Source organism: Halomonas sp. ISL-56, assembly GCF_018612805.1.
In the GTDB taxonomy this organism is placed as follows: Bacteria; Pseudomonadota; Gammaproteobacteria; order Pseudomonadales; family Halomonadaceae; genus Vreelandella.
This window is the reverse complement of sequence record NZ_JAGGRO010000029.1, coordinates 1-23141: the sequence shown is the minus strand read 5'-3', so window position 1 is coordinate 23141 and position 23141 is coordinate 1. Positions and strand designations below refer to the sequence as shown.

The window sequence follows — 23141 nt, the reverse complement described above, 5'->3', positions numbered from 1 at the left end:
TTTAGTTACTGAAGACGCTTAACGTCTTCCAAAGTTAGCCCTGTCACCTTGGCGACGAACTGAGGGTCGGCGCCCTCTTTCAGGAGGTTTCGAGCGGTTTCAATTTTGCCTTCGATTTTACCTTTGGCTTCCCCTCGTGCTTCCAACTGTGTGGCAATCGTCATAAAAGTATCTCCTATAGGTTAGGCCCTAATCGTTCTTCTGACTCAGCGACAGTACCCGCTTCGCCAGGGCGATCATTTCCGGGTCGCCGGTGTTTTTTTCCGGCACATCGGAGAGCTTGATCACCGGCAGCCAGCCCTGCCCTTCTGGGCGCGCTTCGACCATTTTGACCACCATGTTCATCGGTTCGACGCCAACATCATTGGTGAAGTTGGTGCCGATGCCGAAAGCCATCCCAATACGATCCTGACAAAAAGCGTGGATACGCTCGACCCGCTCCGGCGTTAATGCATCGGAGAAGATAATCGTCTTGCTCAGCGGGTTGATGCCCAGGCGCTCGTAGTGGGCGATGGTCTGTGAGGCAAACTCAATAGGGTCGCCGCTATCATGGCGCACGCCATCGAAGAGCTTGGCGAACTTCTTGTCAAAGCTTTCAAAAAACGCTCGCGAGGTGAACGTATCCGTTAGGGCAATACCCAAATCACCGCGATACACATCCACCCAGTGCTCAAGCGCCAAACTATTGGCCATTTTGAAACCAAAGCGGGCACCGTGAAACATAAACCACTCATGGGCGTGGGTGCCGATCGGTTTAACCCCGTGGCGCATGGCTAAAAGCACATTGCTGGAGCCGCTAAACGCCTCTCCACCATGGTGGCCAAGCTCGCCCACCACGCGGTCATGAACATCAAACGAGAAGCGCCTGCGGGTACCAAACTCAGCAATCTTCAGGCCTAAGCGGCGGTAGAGCTCGATCTTCTCCTGGGCGCGCTGCTCAATCAGCGCATCAGCCTCCGGCGTGATCGTCACCCCGCGCACGCGGTACCAAAGCTCGCTGATCAACGCCATCAGCGGCACTTCCCACAAAATGGTGCGATACCACGGCCCTTCGATGATCACCGAAAGCTCGCTCCCCTGCTGCTCGATGATTATTTCGCTGGGGTTGTAATGAAACCCGGCGAGGAAATCGAGATAGGTAGGGTCGAGATAAGGGCAGGTGTTTTCAAGATAGCGCTTTTCCTCATCGCTCAAGCGAAGCTCCGCCATCTTATCGACTTCACGGCGAAGCTCATCGCCGAATCCATCAGGAAAGGCGTGCTTGCCACGATTGATAAACGCGTAGCGCGCATGGGCATAGGGAAAACGTTTAATCACGGCGTTTTGCATCGTGATTTTATAGAAGTCATTATCCAGCAGCGATGTCAGCATGAGATCCCATCGTTAGAGTGAACCGAAGCCGCCGGTAGCGTAAACTAAAATGCACCTAGTGTGGCTCAGTGACAAGATTATCAGGTGGCGGGGTTCTCATACAGTTTAGGAGCGGTCTTATGCGTATTACACAAACACATCGCGCTATCATCCTCTCTGGAGTGGAAGAGTTAATTGATGCTGATGTGGACGTTCGTGTCTTTGGTTCGCGGCTGGATGATACCCAGTTAGGCGGCGGTGTGGATCTACTGCTGATCTCTCAGCAAGAGATACCGTCACAGGCTTGCAGTAAACTAAATGACATACTTGAAGAATACCTAAAGATGCCAGTGAATATAGTGACCTATATATCGACTGATGAGCCATCCCCCACCCAAGCGAAAGTTTTAGCCGAAGCGCGCCCTATTGGTTAGATAGGCTAATTAGGCGAACGGAATGCTTTAGGAGTGGCTGGGCACTCAATTGCTAGGTGACGAAGCTCCAGTAAATCCAGTAAGAGACCCTAACAAGCAAGGAGCTACCTTAATGCGACTTACTCAAACACAGCGTGCCATTATTCTTGCTAGTGTCCGCGAGTTCATTAAGCCTTCTGTGCAAGTCCACATGTTTGGCTCGCGACTGGATGATACCAAGCGAGGCGGTGATGTTGATCTATTGCTGATCACCCCTACCGCGATCCCTCTGATTGATTGCGCTGAACTCAAAATGGCCCTTGAGGAGCGCATACAGTTACCGGTGGATATCGTGAGCTATGTTTCGAGAGCTGAACCCACGCACTTCCAGGCAATCGCCTTGGCACAGTCACACCCGATTGATAGCGAGGAAGCAGCATGAGCCAATTGTTCCCCGCCAGCCAAGGTTTCCCAACAGGGTTTAAACGTATTCTCTTATGAGCCAGCCCGCCCCCCTCAATCCATTGAGCCTCCCGCTCCACGGCAGCCGGTTGATAGAGGCAAGCGCGGGCACCGGCAAAACTTTCACCATTGCGCTGCTTTACGTGCGTTTGGTACTCGGCGGCCACCGCGTTGACGACGACACCGCGTTTGTTCGTCCGCTCACACCGCCGGAAATTTTAGTTGTTACCTTTACTAACGCCGCCACCCAAGAGCTGCGCGAGCGGATTCGCAACCGGCTGGTAGAAGCGGCGGAAGTGTTTCGCGATGATGGGCAAGCAAGCGATGAGCTGCTCCTCCAACTACGCGACCAATACGACCCCGCCACCTGGCCCGCCTGCTCGCGGCGCTTGGCGCTGGCCGCCGAGTGGATGGACGAAGCCGCGGTCTCCACCATCCACAGCTGGTGCTACCGCATGCTGCGTGAACACGCCTTCGATAGCGGCAGCCTGTTCTCGCTCAATTTAGAGAATGACCAGCGCGAGCTGGAACAAGAAGTGGTGCGCGACTACTGGCGCAGCTTCTACTACCCGCTGGACAGCGACGCCCTCGGCATTGTCACCCGCTACTGGAAATCCCCAGACGACCTGCACGCCCCGCTGCAACGGCTACTGCCCGAAAGCGAAGCGTTGGGCGGCGCAAAGCCCGCACCCAGTGAGACCCTAGCCGCCACCCAGGCCGAACGCAGCGCCCAGCTTAGCGAACTCAAAGCCCCCTGGCCCGCCTGGCTGGATAAACTGGTGCCCGCCCTGGAAGAAGCTGCCAAAAGCACAGCCTTCAAGGGCCAAAGCTTCAACGCCAAAAGCCGCGCCAACTGGCTAGGCGCCCTGCGCGAGTGGAGCGAAAGCGATGCCGACCGACCCGCGCTTACCGATGCCGCCTGGAAACGCATGACCCCCGACGGCATGGCGGATATCTGGAAAGAGGGCGCGCCGCCCTGCCCGCAAGTGTGGGAGGCGCTGGCGCAGCTACCGGCAGCGCTGGATGCCCTGCCCGAGCCCCGCAACGACCTGCTGATTCACGCCGTGCAGTGGTGCCGCACCCGGCTGGAGCGCGAACAGGAGCGCCGAGCCGAAATGGGCCCCAACGACCTGCTCACACACTTGGATCGCGCCCTGCAAGGCCCCAACAAAGAGGCTTTGGCCGCACAGATCCAGCGCCAGTTCCCCGTGGCGCTGATTGATGAGTTCCAAGACACCGACCCGATTCAGTACCGCATTTTCAACGCTGTGTATGACGTCGCCACGCCCCGGCGCGACAGCGCCATCCTGCTGATCGGCGACCCCAAGCAGGCCATCTACGCCTTTCGCGGTGCGGATATCTTCACCTACCTGCAGGCCCGCCACGACACCGATGGCCGGCACGTGACGCTAGGCACCAATTTTCGCTCCAGCAAAGCGATGGTCGATGCGGTCAACCACTGCTTTAGCTATGCCGATAAGCACGACGCCGGGGCCTTTCTGTTCCGCCTGGATGATGGCGACAACCCGCTGCCGTTTAATCCCGTCGCTGCCAAAGGCACCAAGGACACGTTGGTGCTCAACGGCAATCCGCTACCCGCGATGACCCTGTGGCCCCTGGAAAGCGACGAACCGCTCTCCAAAACCGCCTACCAAACCGAGATGGCCGAGCGCTGCGCCTCACAGATGGCCGCGCTATTGGAAGCAGGCCGCGAGTTGCAGGCAGGCTTTGCACCCGTTGTTGAACCTGGGGACGATAACGGAGAGCAATCACTCACTCCGCTGGCCCCCTCGGACATGGCGGTGCTGGTCAACGGCCTGCAGGAAGCCCGGGCGATTCGCTTAGCGCTAGCCAGTCGCGGCATCAAGAGCGTGTACCTTTCCGATCACGACAAGGTGTTTAGCTCCCCCATTGCCCCGCAGCTGGCCATTTGGCTGCGCGCCTGCGCCGAGCCCCAGGCCAACTCCCGCCAAGCGGAGTCCAAGCTGCGCGCCGCCCTGGCCACGCCGGTGATCGGGCTAAGCCTGGAAGAACTCGACTACCTCAACCAGAGCGAGCTGGCCTGGGAAGCGCGGGTCGAACAGTTCAGCGACTACCACCGCCTGTGGCAGCGCCAGGGTGTGCTGCCGCTGGTGCGCCGTTTGATGGTCGATTTTGATATCGCCGCCCGGCTGCTGGGTGAGTTCAAGGAGGGTGAGCGTTTGCTAACCGATCTGCTCCACCTCGGCGAAATGCTCCAGCACGCCAGCCAGGAACTGGATGGCGAACACGCGCTGATTCGTTTTCTGGCCGAGGCGATTGCCGACCCGGACAGTCACGGCGACAGCCACAAGCTGCGCCTGGAGAGCGACGCCGATCTGGTCAAGGTCGTCACCATTCACAAATCCAAAGGGCTGGAGTACCCGCTGGTGTTCCTGCCATTTATCGCCAACCACCGCCCGGTCAGCGACAGCGACCTGCCGCTGCGCTGGCACGACAGCGAAGGCAGGCTGCAACTCAGCCTGAGCGCCGATGAAGCGACGCTGGCCACCGCCGACCGCGAGCGCCTGGGCGAAGACCTGCGCAAGCTCTATGTGGCGCTCACACGCGCCCGCCACGCCACCTGGCTGGGGCTGGCTCCGCTAAAAGGCAGCGAGAACAGTGCCATCGGCCACTTGATCAACGGCGGCAAAGCCATCGCCCCCAGCGGGTTTACCCAAGCGCTAGGCGAGCTAGTGAAAGGCAGCGATATCGCGCTAAGCCCCGCGCCGGAGCCCACCGCGCTGCGCTTTACCCCCGCGCCGGAACAGCAAGCATTGGGCTATGCCCGCACCCCGCTGCGCCCCGCCCGGGAACAGTGGTGGATCGCCAGCTACTCGGCGCTGCGCACCTCGGGGGCAATTTCAGCAGCGATACCCACGGCGCAGCCAACGCCCACGCCGGAACCCACCACGCCCCAGGAAGCCACCACCCTGGAAGTGCTGGATGAGCCCCACGACAACGCCATCAACACCGAAGCGTTTCACCTGCACCGCTTTCCACGCGGCCCCGGCCCCGGCACCTTTTTACACGGGCTGTTAGAGTGGGCGGGCCAGCTAGGCTTTAATAAAGCGCTGGAAGACCCCGCCGCGCGGGAAGATATGCTGCGGCGGCGGGTACAGCTACGCGGCTGGCAGGCATGGCACGACACCCTGGCGGGCTGGTTTGAAGAACTGCTCAATGTCCCTCTTCCCCTGCCTTCGTCAAAGCCACTTTCACAACCTGGCGAAAGCGACCAAGTAGCGCTAAGCGAACTAGGCAGCTACCAGGTAGAGCTGGAGTTCTGGTTTGCCGCCCACCAGGTAGGTACGCGCAAGCTGGATGAACTGGTAAGTGACCACTTACTGCCTGGGGTATCGCGCCCTGCGCTGGATGCCGACACCCTCAACGGCATGCTCAAAGGCTTTATCGACTTGGCCTTTGAGCATGAAGGCCGCTTCTACGTGCTCGACTGGAAATCCAACTACCTGGGCAGCGACGACAGCGCCTACACCGCGGATGCCCTGCGCAACGCCATGCTCGAAAAGCGCTACGACCTGCAAGCAGCGCTCTACCTGCTCGCGCTCCACCGGCTGCTCAAAGCACGCCTGCCCGACTACGACCCGCACCAGCATTTGGGCGGCTCGATGACGGTATTTCTGCGCGGCAGCCGCACCACCGCCCGCGGGGTACACGCCGTGCCTGCGCCGGTCGCGCTAATCGAAGCGCTGGATGCCCTCTTTGCAGGCACGGCAGCAGATGCAGTATCAGAAACAGGCCTAGAGGCGGTGGTATGAGCAATAGAGACACACAATCTATGAACCTAGACCTGTTCGCAGATGACGCACCGCCCGCTGCATCTGATTCAAGCGCACCGTTAACACCTCCAACAGAATCAGCCGCCAGTGCCGCCCAACCCCACCCCGCGCTAAGCGATACCGCCGCGCTGCTACAACTGTGTGAGCGCTGGGTTTCCCGTGGCTGGCTGCGGGATTTAGACCTTGCCCTGGTGCGCTTTTTTGAGCGCGAAAGCCAACACGCCCCGCCGCTGCTACTGCTGGGCGCAGCCCTGGCCAGCCACCAGCTTGGCCGTGGCCATGTATGCTTAGATTTAGCCGCTACCTTGGAAGCCCCAGATTTTGCCCTTTCATTACCGCCCGAAGGCGACGACCTCAACGACCCGCCGCCGCTACCCAGCCACGTGCTGGCAACGCTAACGCTGAGCGAGTGGCAGGCCGCGCTCAACCACCTCACGCTGATCAGCAACGGCCCCGGCAATACGCCGCTGGTAGTGAGCCACAGCGACAATTCCAGCAAACTCTACCTACGCCGCTACTGGCAGTTTGAGCAAACCCTACACCAGGAAATCGGTAACCGGCTTAGCGTAGGCAACACCGCGGAAAGCCCGCTACTCAAAAGCGCGTTAGAAACATTATTCCCCGCCAGCGACAGCCTGGATTGGCAAAAGAACGCCTGCGCGCTGGCTTCCCGCAGCCCGTTCGCCATCATCACCGGCGGCCCCGGCACCGGCAAAACCACCACGGTGGTGCGTCTGCTAGCCCTACTGCAAACCATGCAGCTAGCACAGCCCAACGCTCACCCGCTGCGCATTCGCCTAGCCGCCCCCACCGGCAAAGCCGCCGCCCGGCTAAATGAATCCATTGCCGGGCAGGTCAATGACCTACCAATCAGCGGATTAGCATCGTTATTAGCCGAGCACTCAGCCGCTTCCTCATCAAGCGCAATAGACATTCCTTCGGAAGTGACCACGCTTCACAGGCTGTTGGGCGCAAGGGCAGACACCCGCCACTTCCGCCACAACGCCGCCAACCCGCTGGCGCTGGATGTGCTGGTGGTGGATGAAGCCTCAATGGTGGATATCGAAATGATGACGGCGCTACTCAGCGCCCTGCCCGCCAGCGCCAAGCTGGTGCTGCTGGGGGACAAAGACCAGCTGGCCTCGGTAGAAGCCGGTGCCGTGCTGGGCGACCTATGCCGCCGCGCCGACGCTGCCCACTACACCCCCGCCACGGCGCAGTGGCTGGCCGAACTCACCGGCCACCCGCTGCCGGAAGCGTTAATCGACCCCAACGGCCAGCCGCTGGATCAAGCCATTACCATGCTGCGGGTAAGCCACCGCTTTAATGCCCAAAGCGGCATCGGCCAGCTCGCCCAGGCGATTAACCAGCCGTTAAGCGATGAACTAAGTGAACGGCAAAAGCACCAAGCCGTGCATGGCGTACTGAATAACGGCTACGCCGACTTGCGCCACTTAGTGTTAAAGCCAGACGCACAAAATGAAGACAGCGCCCTAGAGCGCCTGGTGATCACCGGCAGCCCGGAACGTTTTCCCAACGCAGGCGAAGGCCGCACCAACCACAAGGGCGAGCCAATTGCGCCGCCCACCGGCTACCGTTACTACCTGAATACCTTAGCGAGTGAACGGCCTAATACCGCGCTAGCGTTTGAAGAGAATGGCAAAGTTTACGATGCCTGGGCAAAACAAGTGCTAATCGCCTACAGTCGCTTTCAGCTGCTGTGCGCGCTACGCAAAGGCCCGTGGGGCGTAGAAGGCTTAAACCTGCGCATCGCCAAAACATTGCGCAGCGAAAAGCTGATGTTCGGCTACGACCACACGTTAGAAAAAGGCTGGTTTGAAGGCCGCCCGGTACTGGTCACCCAAAACGACTACGGCCTAAAGCTGATGAACGGCGATATCGGCATCACAATGGCGGTGCCAGATCCCCGCCCTTCACCAGGAGCACCAGGAAGATCGCTGTTAAGAGTCGCCTTTCCGACCAGCGACCCGGAAAACCCCATTCACTGGGTGCTGCCTTCCCGCCTACACGCAGTAGAAACCGTGTTCGCGATGACGGTACACAAATCCCAAGGCTCGGAGTTTCAACACACCGCCCTGCTGCTACCGAAAACGCCCAACCCGATTCTCACCCGCGAATTGGTCTACACCGGTATTACCCGTGCCCGCGATTGGCTCACGGTGGTGGAAGCCAAACGAGGGGTGTTGAATGAGGCGGTGACTCGGGAGGTTATGAGGGTTAGTGGGTTGGGGAGGTTGTAATCAAAATTGACATAGCCAATGGTAATGTCAGTTTTGATCAGAAACATAATTTTAGATAAAATTTATATAATGCTTTGCTCACCAGTAAATTAGAATCACCGCAAGTAACTTATCCGCGCGCAGCACTAGGTTAGGCCCACATCCATGGTTGACATTATCGGCAACATGGCTAAAGTGAGGCTAAGGCACGTAAACAGGTGCCTGAGTCGCCCGCTGACCAAAGTGCAAACACTGTAACTCCAAAAATTGACATAGTTGACCTTATACTTGCGTCGTAAGCGGGCTGCGGCGGACGATTGTGTAAGGAATAACTATGCCTAGCAAATACATTTCACGTCAAGAACTCCCTGCATCACAGCAGCTTAAGCTTGTCAAAAGAGAAGCCAAGCATCTATGCAAAACTAACCATAAAGACCGAAATCATAAATTTTACCTTAACCTGGTTTCGCGTAAGTATGGCTATGAGAACTACGATGCACTCCTCCTTAAATTCAAAGAAGAACTTCGTAATTGGCAGAACAAGGGTAGAGAACTCTGTGAATCAAGGCCGGCCGATCCACTTAGAAGCTACTATTTTGTGACGATGCATGATTCTTTCCAATATAGCTATTATAGCCATTGGGTTGCGTGGGACAACGAAGGCTACGAGTTAAGGATCCCCTCTCAAATGAACCCTGCATGGGTGATAGAGTTTGTTCGTGAGTCCATGAGAGAGCCTCTTTATATCATTCATGACATGGACGAGGCATTCCGTTGGATGTGGTTTTGGCAAGGACGAGCCCTCGTTGACCATGATGTTATAACGAAAAAAATTAAAAAGTTTTTGCTGCCTTCACGATCATATTCACATCCCCGCTTAAAACTGGGCTTTGACTAAATATTCTCTGGCCCCCACAGCCATTGTATACATGGGGGCCTAACAGGTACTAAGTTGCCCGTCGATTGGATGAACGTGAGCTTCGATCTCGGTGATGAGGCCAGCACCATCGCTATCGACATCGAGCCACCCGAGGAGGATGCTTTTCCGAATGTGGAGTACAACTACAACCTATCCGCCAAGCAAGCGAAGGTTACCGTCAAAAAAAATTGCCTCCACTCGGCGGCGCATGCTGTATCGCGACTACGCCCATGGTGTGGCGATGCGGGTACTAGGTGAGATATACCATCGCCTTCCAACCGTTCAGGTGGCGCTGGTATCAGCCTACGTGCCTGCCCTCGACTCCGCTACCGGGCAACCTACCGAAAGCTACCCCTCCAGCGTCCTGGTTACCAAGCCTCAATAGCGAGAGATCAACTTCAAGGCCCTGGCCGATATCGAGCCACCAGCCACCCTGGAGCGCTTCGATCTGCGGAGAAAAATGACTAAGACGGGAGTGTTCAAGCCTATTGAGCCGTTCGATGTTGAAGCGCTAGCTAATGAAGTTGGCATGTAGGAGAGTTATTCAATCGCCATAGGAGAAGATATGCGTAATACGGTTGCGGTAAGCATTATTATAGGACTACTACTAGTAGCGTGGCAGACAGCAGCAGTTGCTGATTCCGATACACAGGAGAGGCTTCAGGTGGCTTTGGATCCTTGGAATCCCCAGGAGATCCGATTGACGGGTAACCAGCTAACGGTTATCACCAGAGAACGTCGTATGACGGATCAAGTATTGCGTCCTCTCATCTCAACAGGGGTTTGTATGCCTGTATTCACGGGGGCTCCTGATTCGTACCTCTCGGGAATCGATGAAATCGCCGTACTGAACATACATGGTCGCCAAGGATATATTTTTTCCGGCGGGCGCACCGAATGCCAGGAAATTGGCGGCTTGCCAATGAATGACCTAGAAATGTACATATTGTCCCGTACACGGATGCATACAAACTAGCTTTCCACCCTAGACACCTAGACGGAGCGCCCGACTCAAGCATTATAGAGGTGCCTTGGCGGTGATGGCCACCATATGATCAAAGGCGCTTTACTTATAAAATATATCATCAGTGTTATCAGTAATATTTAGCTTTTGTAGATGTGGCTATTGGGTCGCTGACTAACCATTTAACCTTGTTACGACTGCAGACAAGCTGCCATTTCCTTTTTTAACCAACTTTCGAAACGTGCGCATTTGTTATTCATGTCTAGCGGTTCAGGTGATAAGAGATAGTATGCTGAGCCATCCAACAGAAAACCATAAGGTGCGTGAAGTTGCCCGCTTTCCAATTCGTCCTGAACCATTAAGAAAGACGCCATAGCGATACCTAAACCAGAAACAGCAGCCTGTATACATAAATAAAAGTGTTCATACTCAACTCGACCGCTTCCTTTGGTAGATATATTAGAAAGCTTTTCCCAGGTTGGCCAGGCATTAGGACGAGTGCCAGCATGTAGCAAACACACACCTTCAAAATTGTCATTAATGCTCGTCTTAACACGACTTACTGGCCCCACCCACTCATCGCATACTTTCTCTGCAAAAATATCAAGCTCCCAGTGAAAGTCATCGCGTCTCAGCGCTAAGTCAACACCGCTTCGTGCAAAGTCGATTGGGCCACCTGCAGCAACTAGATGAAGATTAATATCAGGATTAGCTTCATGAAATGCGGGTAATCGAGGGATTAGCCATTTCATGGCAATGGTTGGTTCGCAAGATAACGTCAGCACTTCATTCTGGGCAGTATGCTGTAATCGATAAACAGCACCCTCGAGTTGCTCGAAAACGGAATGAGTAACCTCATGTAATGAGCGGCCTGCTGCATTGAGGAAAATGGCTCTGTTGCGACGTTCAAATAACTCGACCCCCAAAGCAGCTTCTAGAAGCCGTACCTGGCGACTTACTGCACCGTGTGTGACATGCAAGGTCTCAGCGGCTTTTACAAAGCTACCTGTCTGCGCGGCCGCTTCAAAAAAGCGGAATGATGCAAGAGATGGAAGTTTCATATACTCGATGAAATCTATCAGATTTGCTTCACGATAAATCGCTTTTATAAGCTTTGCAAGCATTCAATAATTAAATCACCTCAATAAGAGGTGCAACATAAAACTATACAGGGAGTGAAGTTATGCAAAATATATCATCCCCAACGACGCCACAACCACAAGCTCACATGTATGATCGTGTTCATAGCGAAGTGATTGATCTGTGTAGAAACATCGCAAGAAATGACTTCGTACTACTACCTGCTAAACATGTACGGAGCCTAATTACGTTAGATGACGAAAGCTTGTTAGAAGATTGGGAAGACTTCCAGAACAGCTGGAACCGTCTGGAACAAGACCAACATATGAAAGATGGAGGTAAGTACCGCTTTCGTCGCCATGGGGTTTACAGTGCGGAACCCAGCTCAAGCGTTAAACCTGAACCACGCCAACCGCATTACCAGAGCCTTGACTACAACACCCTTAATGGCGGGATAGCTAGAGATTTTGCGCCTATAGAGCCTGCAATCGCTAACTGTAAAATATTGATGGCAGCACTTGAATTGTGCAGACGAACGTTTAGTAGTATCGCCCCATTTTATGGCTGGCATATTGAGGTGCACCAATTTCGAATCATTGCTACTGATAATCAGGCACTTCCAACCCCTGAAGGAGCTCATCGTGATGGAGTGAGCTTTGTATTTATGATGCTCGTCAATCGTAAAAACGTGATTAGCGGCGAAACCAGCATCTACAATCGAGAAAGAAAAGAACTTGCTCGACACACTCTCACCACCCCCTTCGATGCTGCAATTGTAAATGATGAAAGAACCCTTCATGGGGTAACCCCCATAACAGCAGAAGACTCAAATGAGCACGGCTACCGTGATGTACTTGTTATTACTTTCAATAAGCATTGAAAATTAGGTGGGGCAGATGCCCCGCCTTCACTATTGGAGTTTCATTGATGAATGAGCTGATAGCAGTAGCTACTATAACTGTTTTAGCAGTTATTAGCCCAGGCCCAGATTTTGCGATGGTAACACGCAATAGTTATGCATTCGGTTCGCGGATTGGCTTATTTTCAGCTCTAGGAATTGCATGCGGCGTCCAAGTGCATGTGTTTTACACCATGTTCGGCATTGCTGTACTTATCGTAGAGTCTCCCACGCTTTTTATGGCTATGAAAATCATTGGAGCGTCATATCTTATTTTCTTGGGATATAAATCACTAACGAATAAAACAAAGCTGATGTTTGGGGAGACTTCAAATATCGCGCCATCACCAGCCGCTGCTTTAAGGATGGGGTTTCTCACAAACGCTCTCAACCCTAAAACAATGCTATTTGTAATTGCCACTTATACCCAAGTTGTCCAACCTGATAGTACTCTGAGCCAAAATTTTGCCTATGGTATATTCATGTCAGCCGCCCACTGGGTTTGGTTTAGCATTGTCGCACTATTCTTCGCCGCGCCTGCTATGCGTAAGCGAATACTTGAACGGCAAGGTATTGTCGATAAGGGCATTGGCATTGCACTCATAGCACTAGGTGCCTCGCTAGTCTTCACCAAAATCACAACCTAAGGCAAAAAGAGTACGTAAGCTTTACGGGCCATTTTAAACAAGCCATTCATTACAATGGTATGAGAGTACTGGATCGTATAAATTGCAAAGATTCAATTATCCCCCATGGCTACGCCCTTTAGCTAATAAAATCAATATTAGCATTGCCCTTACAATGGTTGATGCCTTCCCGCCTGTACGCGGTAGAAACCGTGTTCGCGATGACGGTACACACATTCCAAGACTCAGAGTTTCAGCACACCGCCCTGCTGCTACCGCAAACGCCCAACCCAATTCTCACCCGCGAACTGGTCTACACCGGCATCACCCGCGCCCGCGACTGGCTCACGGTGATCGAAGCTAAGCGCGGGATATTGAATGATGCGGTGACTCGGGAGGTTATGAGGGTTAGTGGGATGGGGAGATTGTGATCAAAGTCGACATTAACGTTGGTGGTGTCGGTTTTCGGCCAGGAGCGGCCTTTTAGTCGTCTCTGTTATAACGACTAAGCGAACCGGCGGCGTAGCCGTCCGAGTTTCGTGTCTTGTTATGTATTAACTGCTTATGCTAAAGCAATCAATATGAAATACTGTAAAAGGCCATGAGCAGGAGTCCTGACTAGCTTACTTGGCTGTCTTTTGTTTATCTTATTAGCTATACGCCAATCGACTAAAGAGCGGATCTACGTTTTCATGATGGCCTAGTTATTGCCTCTCAGCCATCTTTAGCCATTCATTTATGGAATTAACTCCCAGCGACAACAGTAAGTCTTGCACCGATACCACGCGTTTAAGCATCGCACCGTGATCGGATTCTTCCCTTTCCTCGGCTTCGGCGAAAAGCCGGGTCACCAGCTGGACAAGTTGATTGTTATGATCGTAAAAATAAGGCTTGGCACGACTAACATAGGCCAGGTAAGTTTCTGCTGAGGCCAAGGCGAGATCGGGATCGCGCTGTGATATAGCGTTCAGCCATTCGTCAAATCCAAATAGCCGGTGATGTTTGTTTTCGCTATCGCTTTCGAACACGGTAAAGCACAGCTCGATCAATCCTATCGGGATGGAGATAGGTGGCGTTTTGTCTCGAAAGATGTTCTCGGTATGTCGAGCAACCACGGCTGCATGGCGACTGTCTGTTTTTAGTCCCGCCTCGATACCTGTAAGGCATTGCTCTCGATGCTGTTTGATATTTTCAGTATGGGTCCAAACGCTTGCTGCTCCCTTCCAAGCTTCGGTAATGTTTAATGTGTTCAATTCTCTTAGCAAGTCGGCAAATTTGATATGCCCCGTTAGGGCAGACAGTGCTGAGATGCGGCCCCAAGTTTCCACGTCTTCCTTGCTTCCCTCTCGGCGGGCGCGCTCAAGCAGGGGGGCAACTTTCTCGAACTGACCCCGATAGACGTAATACAGACAACGTTCTGCGGATTTCCAAAGACCCACGGGATCCTGCATGGCATGGTCAAATAGATCCCAACCTAATTGAGGGTTCCGGCTTTGGAGGTACGGCAAGCGTCGTAAAATTAGAGCGCGGATTGCGGGGTGTTCCATGCTGGCAAATCGAAGTAGTATTGGTGGTAGCAACTCGGGTAATTCAATGTTCTGCTCTTGAAAGTTGTTGGCTAAAATCATCAAGGCTTCGGCAATATTCCCAGTCATCATATTGATGCCAGTGGTGAGCAAATCGACCGAATCCCCATGGATGGTGCTTTCTTCTCTAGGATTTCCAAAGCCTATCGATAAGAACACCAGCCGCTCAGCAACTTGTGTGACCTGGATGACATGTGCACAGGCCTCCAGAGCCTTGGCTGCGGAGCGATTAAGTTGCCAGTGAGCGGGATGCCTTTCCAGTTCATCAAGGATTTGGTTCGCTAAGGTAGGTGCATCAGGCTCATCAATTGGTACCCAAGTACCGTTCGTTCGCAAGTTGCCATAGCGATGTGCCAAGTAGCTGGCAATACCGTCCATGATGTCGTTGCAAAATCCTGATGAAATATTTGCCCAATGGGATGTCAGTAATCCCAAGAATCGCGATGGATGGCGAGATGAAGCCTCGCGTAGCTGCCAACCAACCTCTCGTTCACCACCGACCAAAAAGTCATCGGAATCTCGACCATGTCCAGTGTAGTGCACAAGCAAATGAAGTATTCCACCATCACTGGCATTGAGGAACACCTCGTATGAAAATGGGGCGGCGACAGTGCCGCCTCTCATGCCGATGTATGGCTGTCGATATAATGTCCCATATATCTTTTCGTATGCATCTAGTACCGCTTGGGTTTCTGATGAGCGCAGATGACAGCGAATCGTGGATATATATTCAGCTCGCTTCTTCAGAACCCATAAACGTGTTTCGCCATCCGTTACCGATTCACTCTCCCACAGGGACTGTATTGTTGCCATGGCTGAATCTTGTGCATGGCTATCTAGGTAAATAAATGCAGCCTGAATCAATGTTCCTAATTCATAGGAGAGTTCGAATTCGAGTAAATTTCTGTCGCATAATAGGCGACCGATCAAGTTTATATTTGATTCAGGGTTTCTGATGAAAGCGAGGGTAGCGAAGTAAACTAACGCCCCTTCATGGTTAAAGCACAAGCGTTCTCGGTTATCTTGCCACCAGTCAGAGTGACTTTGGGCGTGATAGAGAATGGCTGCTTCGACAGCATCTAATAAAACCCGTTCATTATCTATGTGTTCAAGATCGTTCTGCGTATGAGTGTCGCTATAAGAGCTGTCACTCAGGAATCCACTGCGATAGCCTATTCGAGTGACACCATAACGCGTTGATCGGATTTGGCTCCATTGTTCGATTGTTCCCAGTGCTAAATCGAGTAAAGCAGTGGATTCCACCATCCGCTGTTTCAGGAAGTTTTCACCCTTGTCACCAAACTCATGGGGTTGGCAATGCAACTTGTTGTCAAAATGAAATTTCATTACTTCATCATCGTTGATCTCACCAGTGATATAGCTCCATAGAGTCTTGTCATCAATAGCACCAGCGGTGACACTACGTGCAACAGTACGCCCTAACAAACTATGGTCTGGTTTTGGCATACTGAGTAGTCGTTCTAGTAAGGGGGCGACAAGTGGTAAGTTTTCTGTCCGAAAATCGGATAGAGAGAAAACTAATTGCTCTGAAATTCTATTGCCGTCCAGCCAATCTAAATCAATTGCATCCATCCAGAATGCCAATACGCCAGCAGCATCTTCATTTGCCCACTGCGCTATGCGATGAACATGTGTTGTCAGCCCCTCGGCATCGTGCATTTCCTTCAATGCGGGCACCAGATAAGAAAGCCAAAAGTGATGCCACTCAACCAACGCTGCTTGGTTGTAAATCACCTGAAACACCTCGCGATGGTTGGCATGTAAATCTCGTATCAGCGGCCAGTCATCGTCCTGAGGTATCTGTCGGGAAAATGATTCGGCAACCAGGCGACGGATATGGAAGGCGGAGTTGCCTGTCAATACTGTCCGCAGTTGCTTCCTAAATTCGCGGCGTTCTCCCGTCGCCAACTGTGCAACAAAGCTACGTATGCTCGGCCGTACGAAGGGAACGGGAGGCAAGCCTTGGATGAACTCATTGAGCGAGACGCCCCGGCGCAGGGCGCCACTAATCACCAGTACATCTAGTAGAGTTTGATGCCCAAACGTCAATTTACCATCATGGGTATCGAGCAGGACATTGAGACTGTGTAGTCGTCGCAGGATGTCCTGTGAAGCATTGAAGCGTTGATTTGAAATAGACAGGCTACGAGACTTCAGCATTGCATCGGCAATGTCTTCAATTGCTTGCATGGCTGGGTCTCCTAGCGTGGGTTCGGCCTTCACGATTGTGTCGAGGTAGCGTTGCCCTAGTGCTTGGCTGGTCACTACGTTAAAGCTGCCTTCACGCTGAGCCAGTTCGACAAACAGGGCAAGTTCGCGAGGATTACGGATCAGTTCACGGGTGGCGGCATCGATAGTCGTCGAATCGATTTCAAGCTTGTTAAGAAGCGGTACAATTTCGGTTTCCCAGTCCAACGGCAGGCACTGCAATTGGCAGTCCCATTGCCGAGCAGCAATGCGTCGATCGTATTTACGGTCGAAGTCGCGGCAAGCTGTGATAACGGTAACATTGGGAATCAGTAGCAACTGGTCAATTTGTGCCAAATAGTACGTCAATATGCTGTGTTCGCGAGCAATGGACAAGACATCGAGTGAGTCGATAACTACGACAACATGTGCGTCTTCAGCTAAACGGGAAGCCTGTTCTACCCACTGCTCTGGTAGGCCCTGTGCTTGGCGATCCTGCGCCGTTGCTAGGTCGGCGAATTCGCGTGATTGGATAAAGAGTGGTACCAGGTCGGATCGGACTTGCATACGCTGTTCTAGTGCTTCTTGCAGGCTCAACATCACACAGGTTTTGCCAGAACCAGGTAGTCCTGTAAGCAACACAGCACGTTTCTTGGCATCGATAGCTGCTAGGAGTTCTCCCACAACTGAGCTAAACATGCGTTGCCCGGCAATGTCCCGATGCCAATGCCTGCCAATGGCCGAGGTACTAGCAAACGATTTTCTTACCTCTGAAATGTCCATGTTCGGAACGAGCATTGCGCCCGAACAATGAAGAATGTCTTTGATGTCGTCTCTGGTCAGTCGATATTGAGTTGAAGCCGATAGGCTGCCATCCTTCACGCGACTGCAAAGTCTATAGAGTTGTACAATGAGAGCATCGAAGGCGGCATTTGAGTTACTGGCGATTCCACGCAAGCGTTCCCTTAGGAGACTTTCCATACGATCGAGCTCTTGGCTAGTCTCGAAAATAGTTCGGTTTAGGAATTCAAGCGTCGAAAGGTTTGGTGCTTGGTCGGCTATGCGAGTAGCTAAGTCACGATTTGTTTTTGCCTGGTTTTTGGTCAAACTCGCAACAAAATCGACTTCACTAGCATGGAGAATACTGAACTCGCGAAGCTTATCTAGGGAGCCAAAGGGAGTGCGCGAATAGAAGCGGACTTGAACTAGCTTATTTCTAGCTATCTCATGAGCTGCCTTATCTAACTCATCTCCAAGGTCTGCTATTGACCATGCCCTAAAATCAGGTTGGTTTTTTTTACATTGGCAACAGATCACGGAACCGTCAGACTTCCCGACAACGACATCGTCTACAAGATAGGTTGTCGAATCTATCTCAAGCCATTGAAACTCTGGATCGGTTAAGACGGTCAATGCCCAATCGAAGGCAACAAGTGTCTGATAAAAATCTCCACGGTTGGAGCGTATCCCGGCGATGCTCATTTATTCGCTTGCCAGCTTTTATTCATTTGAATTCTCTACTTTATAGGCTGATGGTGCTGTTGTTTACGCAGCTATTAGCGACCGGCCCCCCTGACTTTCTCAGCCCCTTTTATTAAGCGCCGCTGTCAATCGATAGCTGACATTGGGTTTACACATAACGCCGGGCTTTGCGGCGGTTTTGGAGGAGCGAAGCGACGGAAAAACCGTCCGACAACAGCCCCTTGTTAATGGTTTTCGAGCGGGAACAATGACTCCACTCTCTTGCTAATATTTTCAAGCTGCCCCGCTTCCAAGCCTAGAGTTGCCTTCAGCCTAAACGCACCTGCCATCTCGACCATTTCAATTATGACCGTAATGCGGCCCAGTGATGTAGCCGTTGCCGTGAGCGTGAACTCTCCGTCCAAAGCTCCCCATATCTTCCCCCCTTTCCAGCCTCGCCAGTTGTCTGCCATATCCCGAAACAGAAGACTTGGCGGGCCGACAAAATAGGTTGTTGTATTGACTTCACCTATAAATGGAGCACCAGTAACAGAGGCAACAAAGTTTGAGCCCTCCTCGTTGCCACCAACGATCCTCAAGGAGAGGGTTGTGGCGTCATCACATGACTTGATTTCTATCGTTTCCATAGACCATTAACAGTGATTATACACCCCTCTACTTAACCTGAATGAACCCGGCGGCAAGTTTATTGAGGTTATATAGACTATCATTCATGACCTATCCCATTGAAATTAAAATAAATTAATTATAAACAGGCAGCATAACATAGCTTATCGTGCCGGCTGCATAACACGGCTGAATTAGCACTCCGCTTTCGCCGGAAGGGGCGCTTTGGGTCGAGCCCCGACTGTAAATTAACCTGAGCACATGACAAGCATGAATTGAGCCACTCTTTGACCTCCACCTGATGGAGGAGCATACCATGAACGTTTTGACTGAAATCCCCTGTACACCTACACCTTGGAATAAAGGCAAGTTGGTTGGGCAGAAGGCGCCTTTGCGTCTTCGAGATATCTGGGCCATACGTGTTCGCCTACAGCTTGCCCAAAAGACGAGAGACCTAGCCCTCTTCAATTTAGCCATCGATAGCAAATTGCGAGGCTGCGACCTCGTCAATTTACGAGTACGGGATATAGCCCATGGTGCGTGCATATCCCCACGAGCCATCGTGATGCAGCAAAAAACGCATCGACCTGTCCAATTCTAAATAACCGAGCAAACCCGTATCGCTATTGTGGACTGGATACAGCTTGCGCAATTCAGAAGCGAAGACTTCTTGTTTCCCAGCCGCATCAATAGCGCAAAGCATCTCTCCACGCGCCAATATGCCCGTATCGTGAAAGCCTGGGTCACCGAAATAGGCTTAGATGCTTCAATTTATGGCACGCACACGATGCGCCGCACCAAAGCCTCGCCGATATACCGTCGCACGAAAAACTTAAGGGCTGTGCAGCTGCTCTTGGGGCACACGAAGCTGGAAAGCACCGTCAGGTATCTAGGGATAGAGGTCAATGATGCGTTGGAAATGGCAGAACAGACAGAAGTTTGATAAGGACAAACGAAGGCCTATCGCGGGCCGTCGTTGTCCGGCCAAGAGCGGCCTTTTAGGAGCCACTGATATAGTGCTTTAACGCCTGGGCTCAGCCGCCGGTTTGGAGCGGCAGCGGAACACCGGTCTGGTGCCCTTGGTTAAACCTACCCAGTTACCCATGATGATCGGCCATAGTGGCGACCTCAATTCTCTCCTCATCGGAAATAAATTCTGCATCCGCGAGCAGCTGAGAAACAGCTAACAGCCTCTTTTGGTAATAGAGAATAGTTGGTGAAAACTGTGTCGAGTGTCGGGCTCTATAATATTTTAACACTGCAACCATGCCATCCACTATTTCATGTAAAGCGAAAACGTATGACCAAACAACAGAACCTTCCGTACGGGCCATACTGATGAATTTGGTATAGCTATCGCTTCGTGCCAGCGGATGAGCGGAGCGGCGGGCTTCCAAACACAGGTGAAATATCTTTATTTCCGGATTGGTTCCACGCTCAGAGACGATTTGGTTTATCAATTCTGATATTTGCTTCTCTCCGCTGGCCAGTACCGCCAGTGTTTCATTGTCCAGATTCTGCCTTTTTGATAACTCAAGATCTTGCGCCGCAAGTTCTGCTGTTTTAGACAGGTGCGTCACCGATGCTCTAAATTCCGAAAGTTGTGTATCGAGTGTGTGATATAGCATCACAATTGCAAGAAAGGCTAAAAATGGGCTCAAAAGGCCACCAAAGAATGCTCCAAACTCAGCCCACGTCGACTGGCTATTTGAGAGATGGGGGCCGAAAGATACTCCATATAGAAGGAATGTCAGCATGATCACACCGAGCCCCACTATTAAGATCCATTTGGGAGGACTGCTGTGATTCAATCGACTAACTCCTTCGTTGCGTGATTTGGTTTAACAGCGTATTAAACGGCGCGTTCAATGATTGAATGAACGTGCTGGCACTTTTATCCGACAAATGCAGCCTACCTGGTTCTCCCAAGCCTATGATCCTTTGAGCTATTAATTTAAATTAAGCCATATAGCCAAAGTTCGCGCTCCTGCTGAATTTTCAAGAACGTCCGCTAGGGTCGTATTTAGCCGAAACGCTAAAATCAGCTTAGGCTAAATCTCTTCTATCGGCCAGGAGCTGTCTTTTAGTCATCTCTGATATAACGCCCGCCTCAACTGCCGGAGGCCAATGGCGCCTTTTTTGCAGTTACACCGCAAAAAAAGGTGACAGTGGCTGGAGGTCAGATTGCAGGCTTGTTATATTTTTTTAGTTACCCAAGGCTAAAATGGGTTGTATTAGGATCTAAAAGTAGAGCCAGTAGCTTCACTAAGACTTGCGGGTTGTTAGTTTCACTAGAAAGCTCTATTTGTGAATTTTCTTCAAGCCCTTTCGAAAGCTTATGGCATTCATCAGAAAGAATACTACTAATTTCTTTTGCAAATAAATATTTTACTCTTCCCAAAACATATCGTTCGATTTCACAGCCTTCGTCGGAGTGCCCTTCAGGAAATGTTGATTGATCTACATCCATTTTCTCAAGTGACTTTAATCTAACAAGTTTGCCAGACAACTGGCGACCAACTTTAATTGTTCCAAGTTGTTCCCATTCATTAAAAAAATCAAAATCCATGTGATTCACTCCCCTCTGACTCAGAACCTTCGGACTCTAGATCTGTAGGTTCAACGTTTTCTCTGTACCACACACCTGCGCCATCAAATACCGATTTCGCATTATCTGATATTTTACCTCCAGAAATTACTCCCTTTACTCCTTGCGCAACAATTTTCGTTGCCTTGCCAGGATAAATTCCGCTGGAATACACTTTAACCTCAATGTAGTCGTCATCACTTGGCATTGTTTTTACCTCTTTTAGCCTGATTTTTATCAATTGTTTCACCAAGCAGTTTTAAAAATGCCTTTGTATCTTTGGCGATGACTTTTACATCTCCTTTTGGATCATTACCTTCTGTGGGAGATACATCAAAGCCATTGGCTCTACCTAGTTTTACAGCATTATCAACCATATCCTCATGTTTAATGTAGGATTCAATTGCTTTCCTTCCAGAACTTTTCTCACACATTAGACCTCCTTGTTAAGCGAAGAAAAAGACTTTCTTTGTTGTTCAAATGTGGAGCTAGAGGACTCAGTATTCCGCAAACCTTCTAGAACAGTTTTTTGACAAATATCATTACCTATAAGGTCTTGTAAAAATACATTTTGCATAAACAAAATCAAATCATTTGGCGTTAACATTTCTTCAAGCACTATCAACTCAATTTCTTGAAAGTCAATAGTCAAATCTGTAGAAATAATAGCTAGTATTGGACTAATTAAAGCCTCCGCCTCCTTAGCATTCAATACTGGGTTAACCTCAACTTTTAAAGAAAAACGCCTTTTCACTGCCGAATCCAAATGTGAAAACATGTTAGTTGTAGCTGCTATAACTGGCGTAAAATCATGAGTCTCTAATAAAAGCTCATCTATTTGGGATAGAAACGTATTTACACCTCGTCTAACTCCCGATGATTCGTTACTTAAGTACCTAGAAGACAGTAGCGAGTCAACATCATCTATCTGTAAGAACACTTTTTTACCACAAAAAGCTTGCTCTTTAATTTCATCAAACAAACTTTTAATTGCTTTAGATGTTTCACCTAGATCTTTGTGAACAAGAAGATCTAGGCTTTCTCGGTAATATTTAGAAGAGGATGTTTCTAACCCAGACGCCAAATTCGACAATAATGTAGTTTTACCAGTTCCCGGTGGGCCATATAGTAAAATAGTCGGTATGAAATGGAGAACTTTTGATTGCTCTGACCACTTATCTGACCATACGAACTCACAAAATGCATTTACCAATTTCTCTTGTTGCTCAAGCCCAATTAGTTCTTGATGACCATGATCAGAATCGATCTTTTTATCGTCAAATAAATGCACTACCTCACCTCCTTAAAAATATAACGCCGCTCTCTGCGGCAAATTTGGAGCGCAGCGGAAAATTTGTCCGATAGCAGCGCTTTGATACTCATTGAGCCTTCTCCCCCAGCTCAGCCGTTTGGCTAGGCTGAAAAGGCGACCAAACCAAACAGGAGAAGACTCAATGAACTTTTACAATAGCACTCATCGTCACTACTGTGGAATTGATCTGCATGCCCGTAGCCTGTATGTCTGCATCCTGGATCAGCAGGGTGAAATCCTTCTGCATAAAGAGATCCCAGCCAAACCAGAGCCTCTGCTGCATCTGATCGAACCCTACCTGGACGATCTGGTCATCGGGGTTGAATGCATGCACTGCTGGTACTGGATCGCCGATTTCTGTGAAGATCAGGGCATTGCTTTCATTCTCGGTCATGCCCTTTATATGAAGGCCATTCATGGCGGTAAAACCAAGAATGACCGCGTGGATTCTTACAAGATTGCAGCGCTTATTCGCGGTGGCAACTTCCCCCTCGCTTATGCCTACCCTCGTAGTATGCGAGCAACACGGGATTTACTTCGTCGTCGCACTGGGCTCGTTCGTCATGGTGCGTATCTCAAAGCTCATGTTGTCA

Annotated in this window: 21 protein-coding genes and 1 pseudogene; 12 read left to right on the top strand and 10 right to left on the bottom strand. The window is 51.2% G+C overall.

Annotated features, from left to right (window positions below; genetic code table 11):
- Nucleotides 1-5 precede the first annotated feature (5 nt).
- On the bottom strand, nt 6-164 hold the full coding sequence (locus J7J49_RS20725; protein WP_165603380.1) for an Rpn/YhgA-type helix-turn-helix domain-containing protein: 159 nt from the start codon (nt 162-164) through the stop codon (nt 6-8).
- 25 nt (nt 165-189) lie between these two features.
- Nucleotides 190-1371, bottom strand: a complete 1182-nt coding sequence (gene pncB, locus J7J49_RS20720; protein WP_215095361.1) for a nicotinate phosphoribosyltransferase — start codon at nt 1369-1371, stop codon at nt 190-192.
- 119 nt (nt 1372-1490) lie between these two features.
- Between pncB and J7J49_RS20715 the strand changes: the two genes are divergently transcribed.
- The 7 genes from J7J49_RS20715 (at nt 1491) to J7J49_RS20685 (ending at nt 10175) form a co-directional block, all read left to right on the top strand.
- Nucleotides 1491-1784: a nucleotidyltransferase domain-containing protein gene (locus tag J7J49_RS20715; RefSeq protein ID WP_215095359.1), complete on the top strand. Its 294-nt coding sequence runs from the start codon at nt 1491-1493 to the stop codon at nt 1782-1784.
- Nucleotides 1785-1896: 112 nt separating this feature from the next.
- Entirely contained in the window at nt 1897-2205 is a 309-nt protein-coding gene (locus tag J7J49_RS20710) for a nucleotidyltransferase domain-containing protein (RefSeq protein WP_215095357.1), read from the top strand.
- A gap of 55 nt (nt 2206-2260) precedes the next feature.
- Nucleotides 2261-6019 (top strand): exodeoxyribonuclease V subunit beta, encoded by a 3759-nt coding sequence (gene recB / locus J7J49_RS20705; RefSeq protein WP_215095355.1) that lies wholly within the window; start codon nt 2261-2263, stop codon nt 6017-6019.
- 20 nt (nt 6020-6039) lie between these two features.
- The gene (gene recD / locus J7J49_RS20700; protein ID WP_215095452.1) at nt 6040-8301 is read left to right on the top strand and encodes an exodeoxyribonuclease V subunit alpha; all 2262 of its coding nucleotides are present in this window, start codon (nt 6040-6042) and stop codon (nt 8299-8301) included.
- A 313-nt stretch (nt 8302-8614) separates the two neighbouring features.
- A complete protein-coding gene (locus tag J7J49_RS20695; RefSeq protein ID WP_215095354.1) occupies nt 8615-9178 on the top strand; it encodes a hypothetical protein in 564 nt (187 codons plus the stop codon).
- Nucleotides 9179-9329: 151 nt separating this feature from the next.
- On the top strand, nt 9330-9584 hold the full coding sequence (locus J7J49_RS20690; RefSeq protein WP_215095352.1) for a hypothetical protein: 255 nt from the start codon (nt 9330-9332) through the stop codon (nt 9582-9584).
- A 180-nt stretch (nt 9585-9764) separates the two neighbouring features.
- Nucleotides 9765-10175 (top strand): hypothetical protein, encoded by a 411-nt coding sequence (locus tag J7J49_RS20685; RefSeq protein WP_215095350.1) that lies wholly within the window; start codon nt 9765-9767, stop codon nt 10173-10175.
- A 179-nt stretch (nt 10176-10354) separates the two neighbouring features.
- Here the strand turns inward: J7J49_RS20685 and J7J49_RS20680 are convergent, their stop codons facing one another.
- Nucleotides 10355-11287 (bottom strand): LysR substrate-binding domain-containing protein, encoded by a 933-nt coding sequence (locus tag J7J49_RS20680; RefSeq protein ID WP_251048438.1) that lies wholly within the window; start codon nt 11285-11287, stop codon nt 10355-10357.
- Nucleotides 11288-11346: 59 nt separating this feature from the next.
- Between J7J49_RS20680 and J7J49_RS20675 the strand changes: the two genes are divergently transcribed.
- The 3 genes and pseudogenes from J7J49_RS20675 to J7J49_RS20665 all read left to right on the top strand — a co-directional run.
- Nucleotides 11347-12123: a 2OG-Fe dioxygenase family protein gene (locus J7J49_RS20675; RefSeq protein WP_215095348.1), complete on the top strand. Its 777-nt coding sequence runs from the start codon at nt 11347-11349 to the stop codon at nt 12121-12123.
- Between the two features lie 47 nt (nt 12124-12170).
- Nucleotides 12171-12788 (top strand): LysE family translocator, encoded by a 618-nt coding sequence (locus tag J7J49_RS20670; protein ID WP_215095346.1) that lies wholly within the window; start codon nt 12171-12173, stop codon nt 12786-12788.
- Nucleotides 12789-12934: 146 nt separating this feature from the next.
- Nucleotides 12935-13198 (top strand): annotated as a pseudogene (locus tag J7J49_RS20665) (ATP-binding domain-containing protein); the annotation flags it as partial.
- 273 nt (nt 13199-13471) lie between these two features.
- Here the strand turns inward: J7J49_RS20665 and J7J49_RS20660 are convergent.
- Both J7J49_RS20660 and J7J49_RS20655 read right to left on the bottom strand, forming a co-directional pair.
- Nucleotides 13472-18043: an NACHT domain-containing protein gene (locus J7J49_RS20660; RefSeq protein ID WP_215095344.1), complete on the bottom strand. Its 4572-nt coding sequence runs from the start codon at nt 18041-18043 to the stop codon at nt 13472-13474.
- Between the two features lie 224 nt (nt 18044-18267).
- Nucleotides 18268-18669 carry a DUF6228 family protein gene (locus J7J49_RS20655; RefSeq protein WP_215095343.1) on the bottom strand — a complete coding sequence of 134 codons (402 nt, stop codon included), beginning with the start codon at nt 18667-18669 and terminating at the stop codon, nt 18268-18270.
- Nucleotides 18670-19250: 581 nt separating this feature from the next.
- Between J7J49_RS20655 and J7J49_RS22875 the strand changes: the two genes are divergently transcribed.
- On the top strand, nt 19251-19592 hold the full coding sequence (locus J7J49_RS22875) for a tyrosine-type recombinase/integrase (protein WP_502793523.1): 342 nt from the start codon (nt 19251-19253) through the stop codon (nt 19590-19592).
- Nucleotides 19593-19746: 154 nt separating this feature from the next.
- Here J7J49_RS22875 and J7J49_RS20645 read toward each other — a convergent pair whose 3' ends face one another.
- The 5 genes from J7J49_RS20645 to J7J49_RS20625 form a co-directional block, all read right to left on the bottom strand.
- The gene (locus J7J49_RS20645; RefSeq protein WP_215095341.1) at nt 19747-20460 is read right to left on the bottom strand and encodes a hypothetical protein; all 714 of its coding nucleotides are present in this window, start codon (nt 20458-20460) and stop codon (nt 19747-19749) included.
- Nucleotides 20461-20858: 398 nt separating this feature from the next.
- The gene (locus tag J7J49_RS20640; protein WP_215095339.1) at nt 20859-21218 is read right to left on the bottom strand and encodes a hypothetical protein; all 360 of its coding nucleotides are present in this window, start codon (nt 21216-21218) and stop codon (nt 20859-20861) included.
- Complete coding sequence (locus tag J7J49_RS20635; RefSeq protein WP_215095337.1) at nt 21208-21444, bottom strand: hypothetical protein; 237 nt, start codon at nt 21442-21444, stop codon at nt 21208-21210. Before J7J49_RS20635 ends, J7J49_RS20640 begins: the two co-directional genes overlap by 11 nt.
- Entirely contained in the window at nt 21434-21670 is a 237-nt protein-coding gene (locus J7J49_RS20630; protein ID WP_215095336.1) for a hypothetical protein, read from the bottom strand. Before J7J49_RS20630 ends, J7J49_RS20635 begins: the two co-directional genes overlap by 11 nt.
- Entirely contained in the window at nt 21670-22527 is an 858-nt protein-coding gene (locus J7J49_RS20625) for an ATP-binding protein (RefSeq protein WP_215095334.1), read from the bottom strand. The genes J7J49_RS20630 and J7J49_RS20625 overlap by 1 nt, the downstream gene beginning before the upstream one ends.
- Before the next feature lie 163 nt (nt 22528-22690).
- Between J7J49_RS20625 and J7J49_RS20620 the strand changes: the two genes are divergently transcribed.
- Nucleotides 22691-23141: IS110 family transposase (locus tag J7J49_RS20620; RefSeq protein WP_251048437.1), on the top strand; the 451-nt coding region annotated here is incomplete at its 3' end.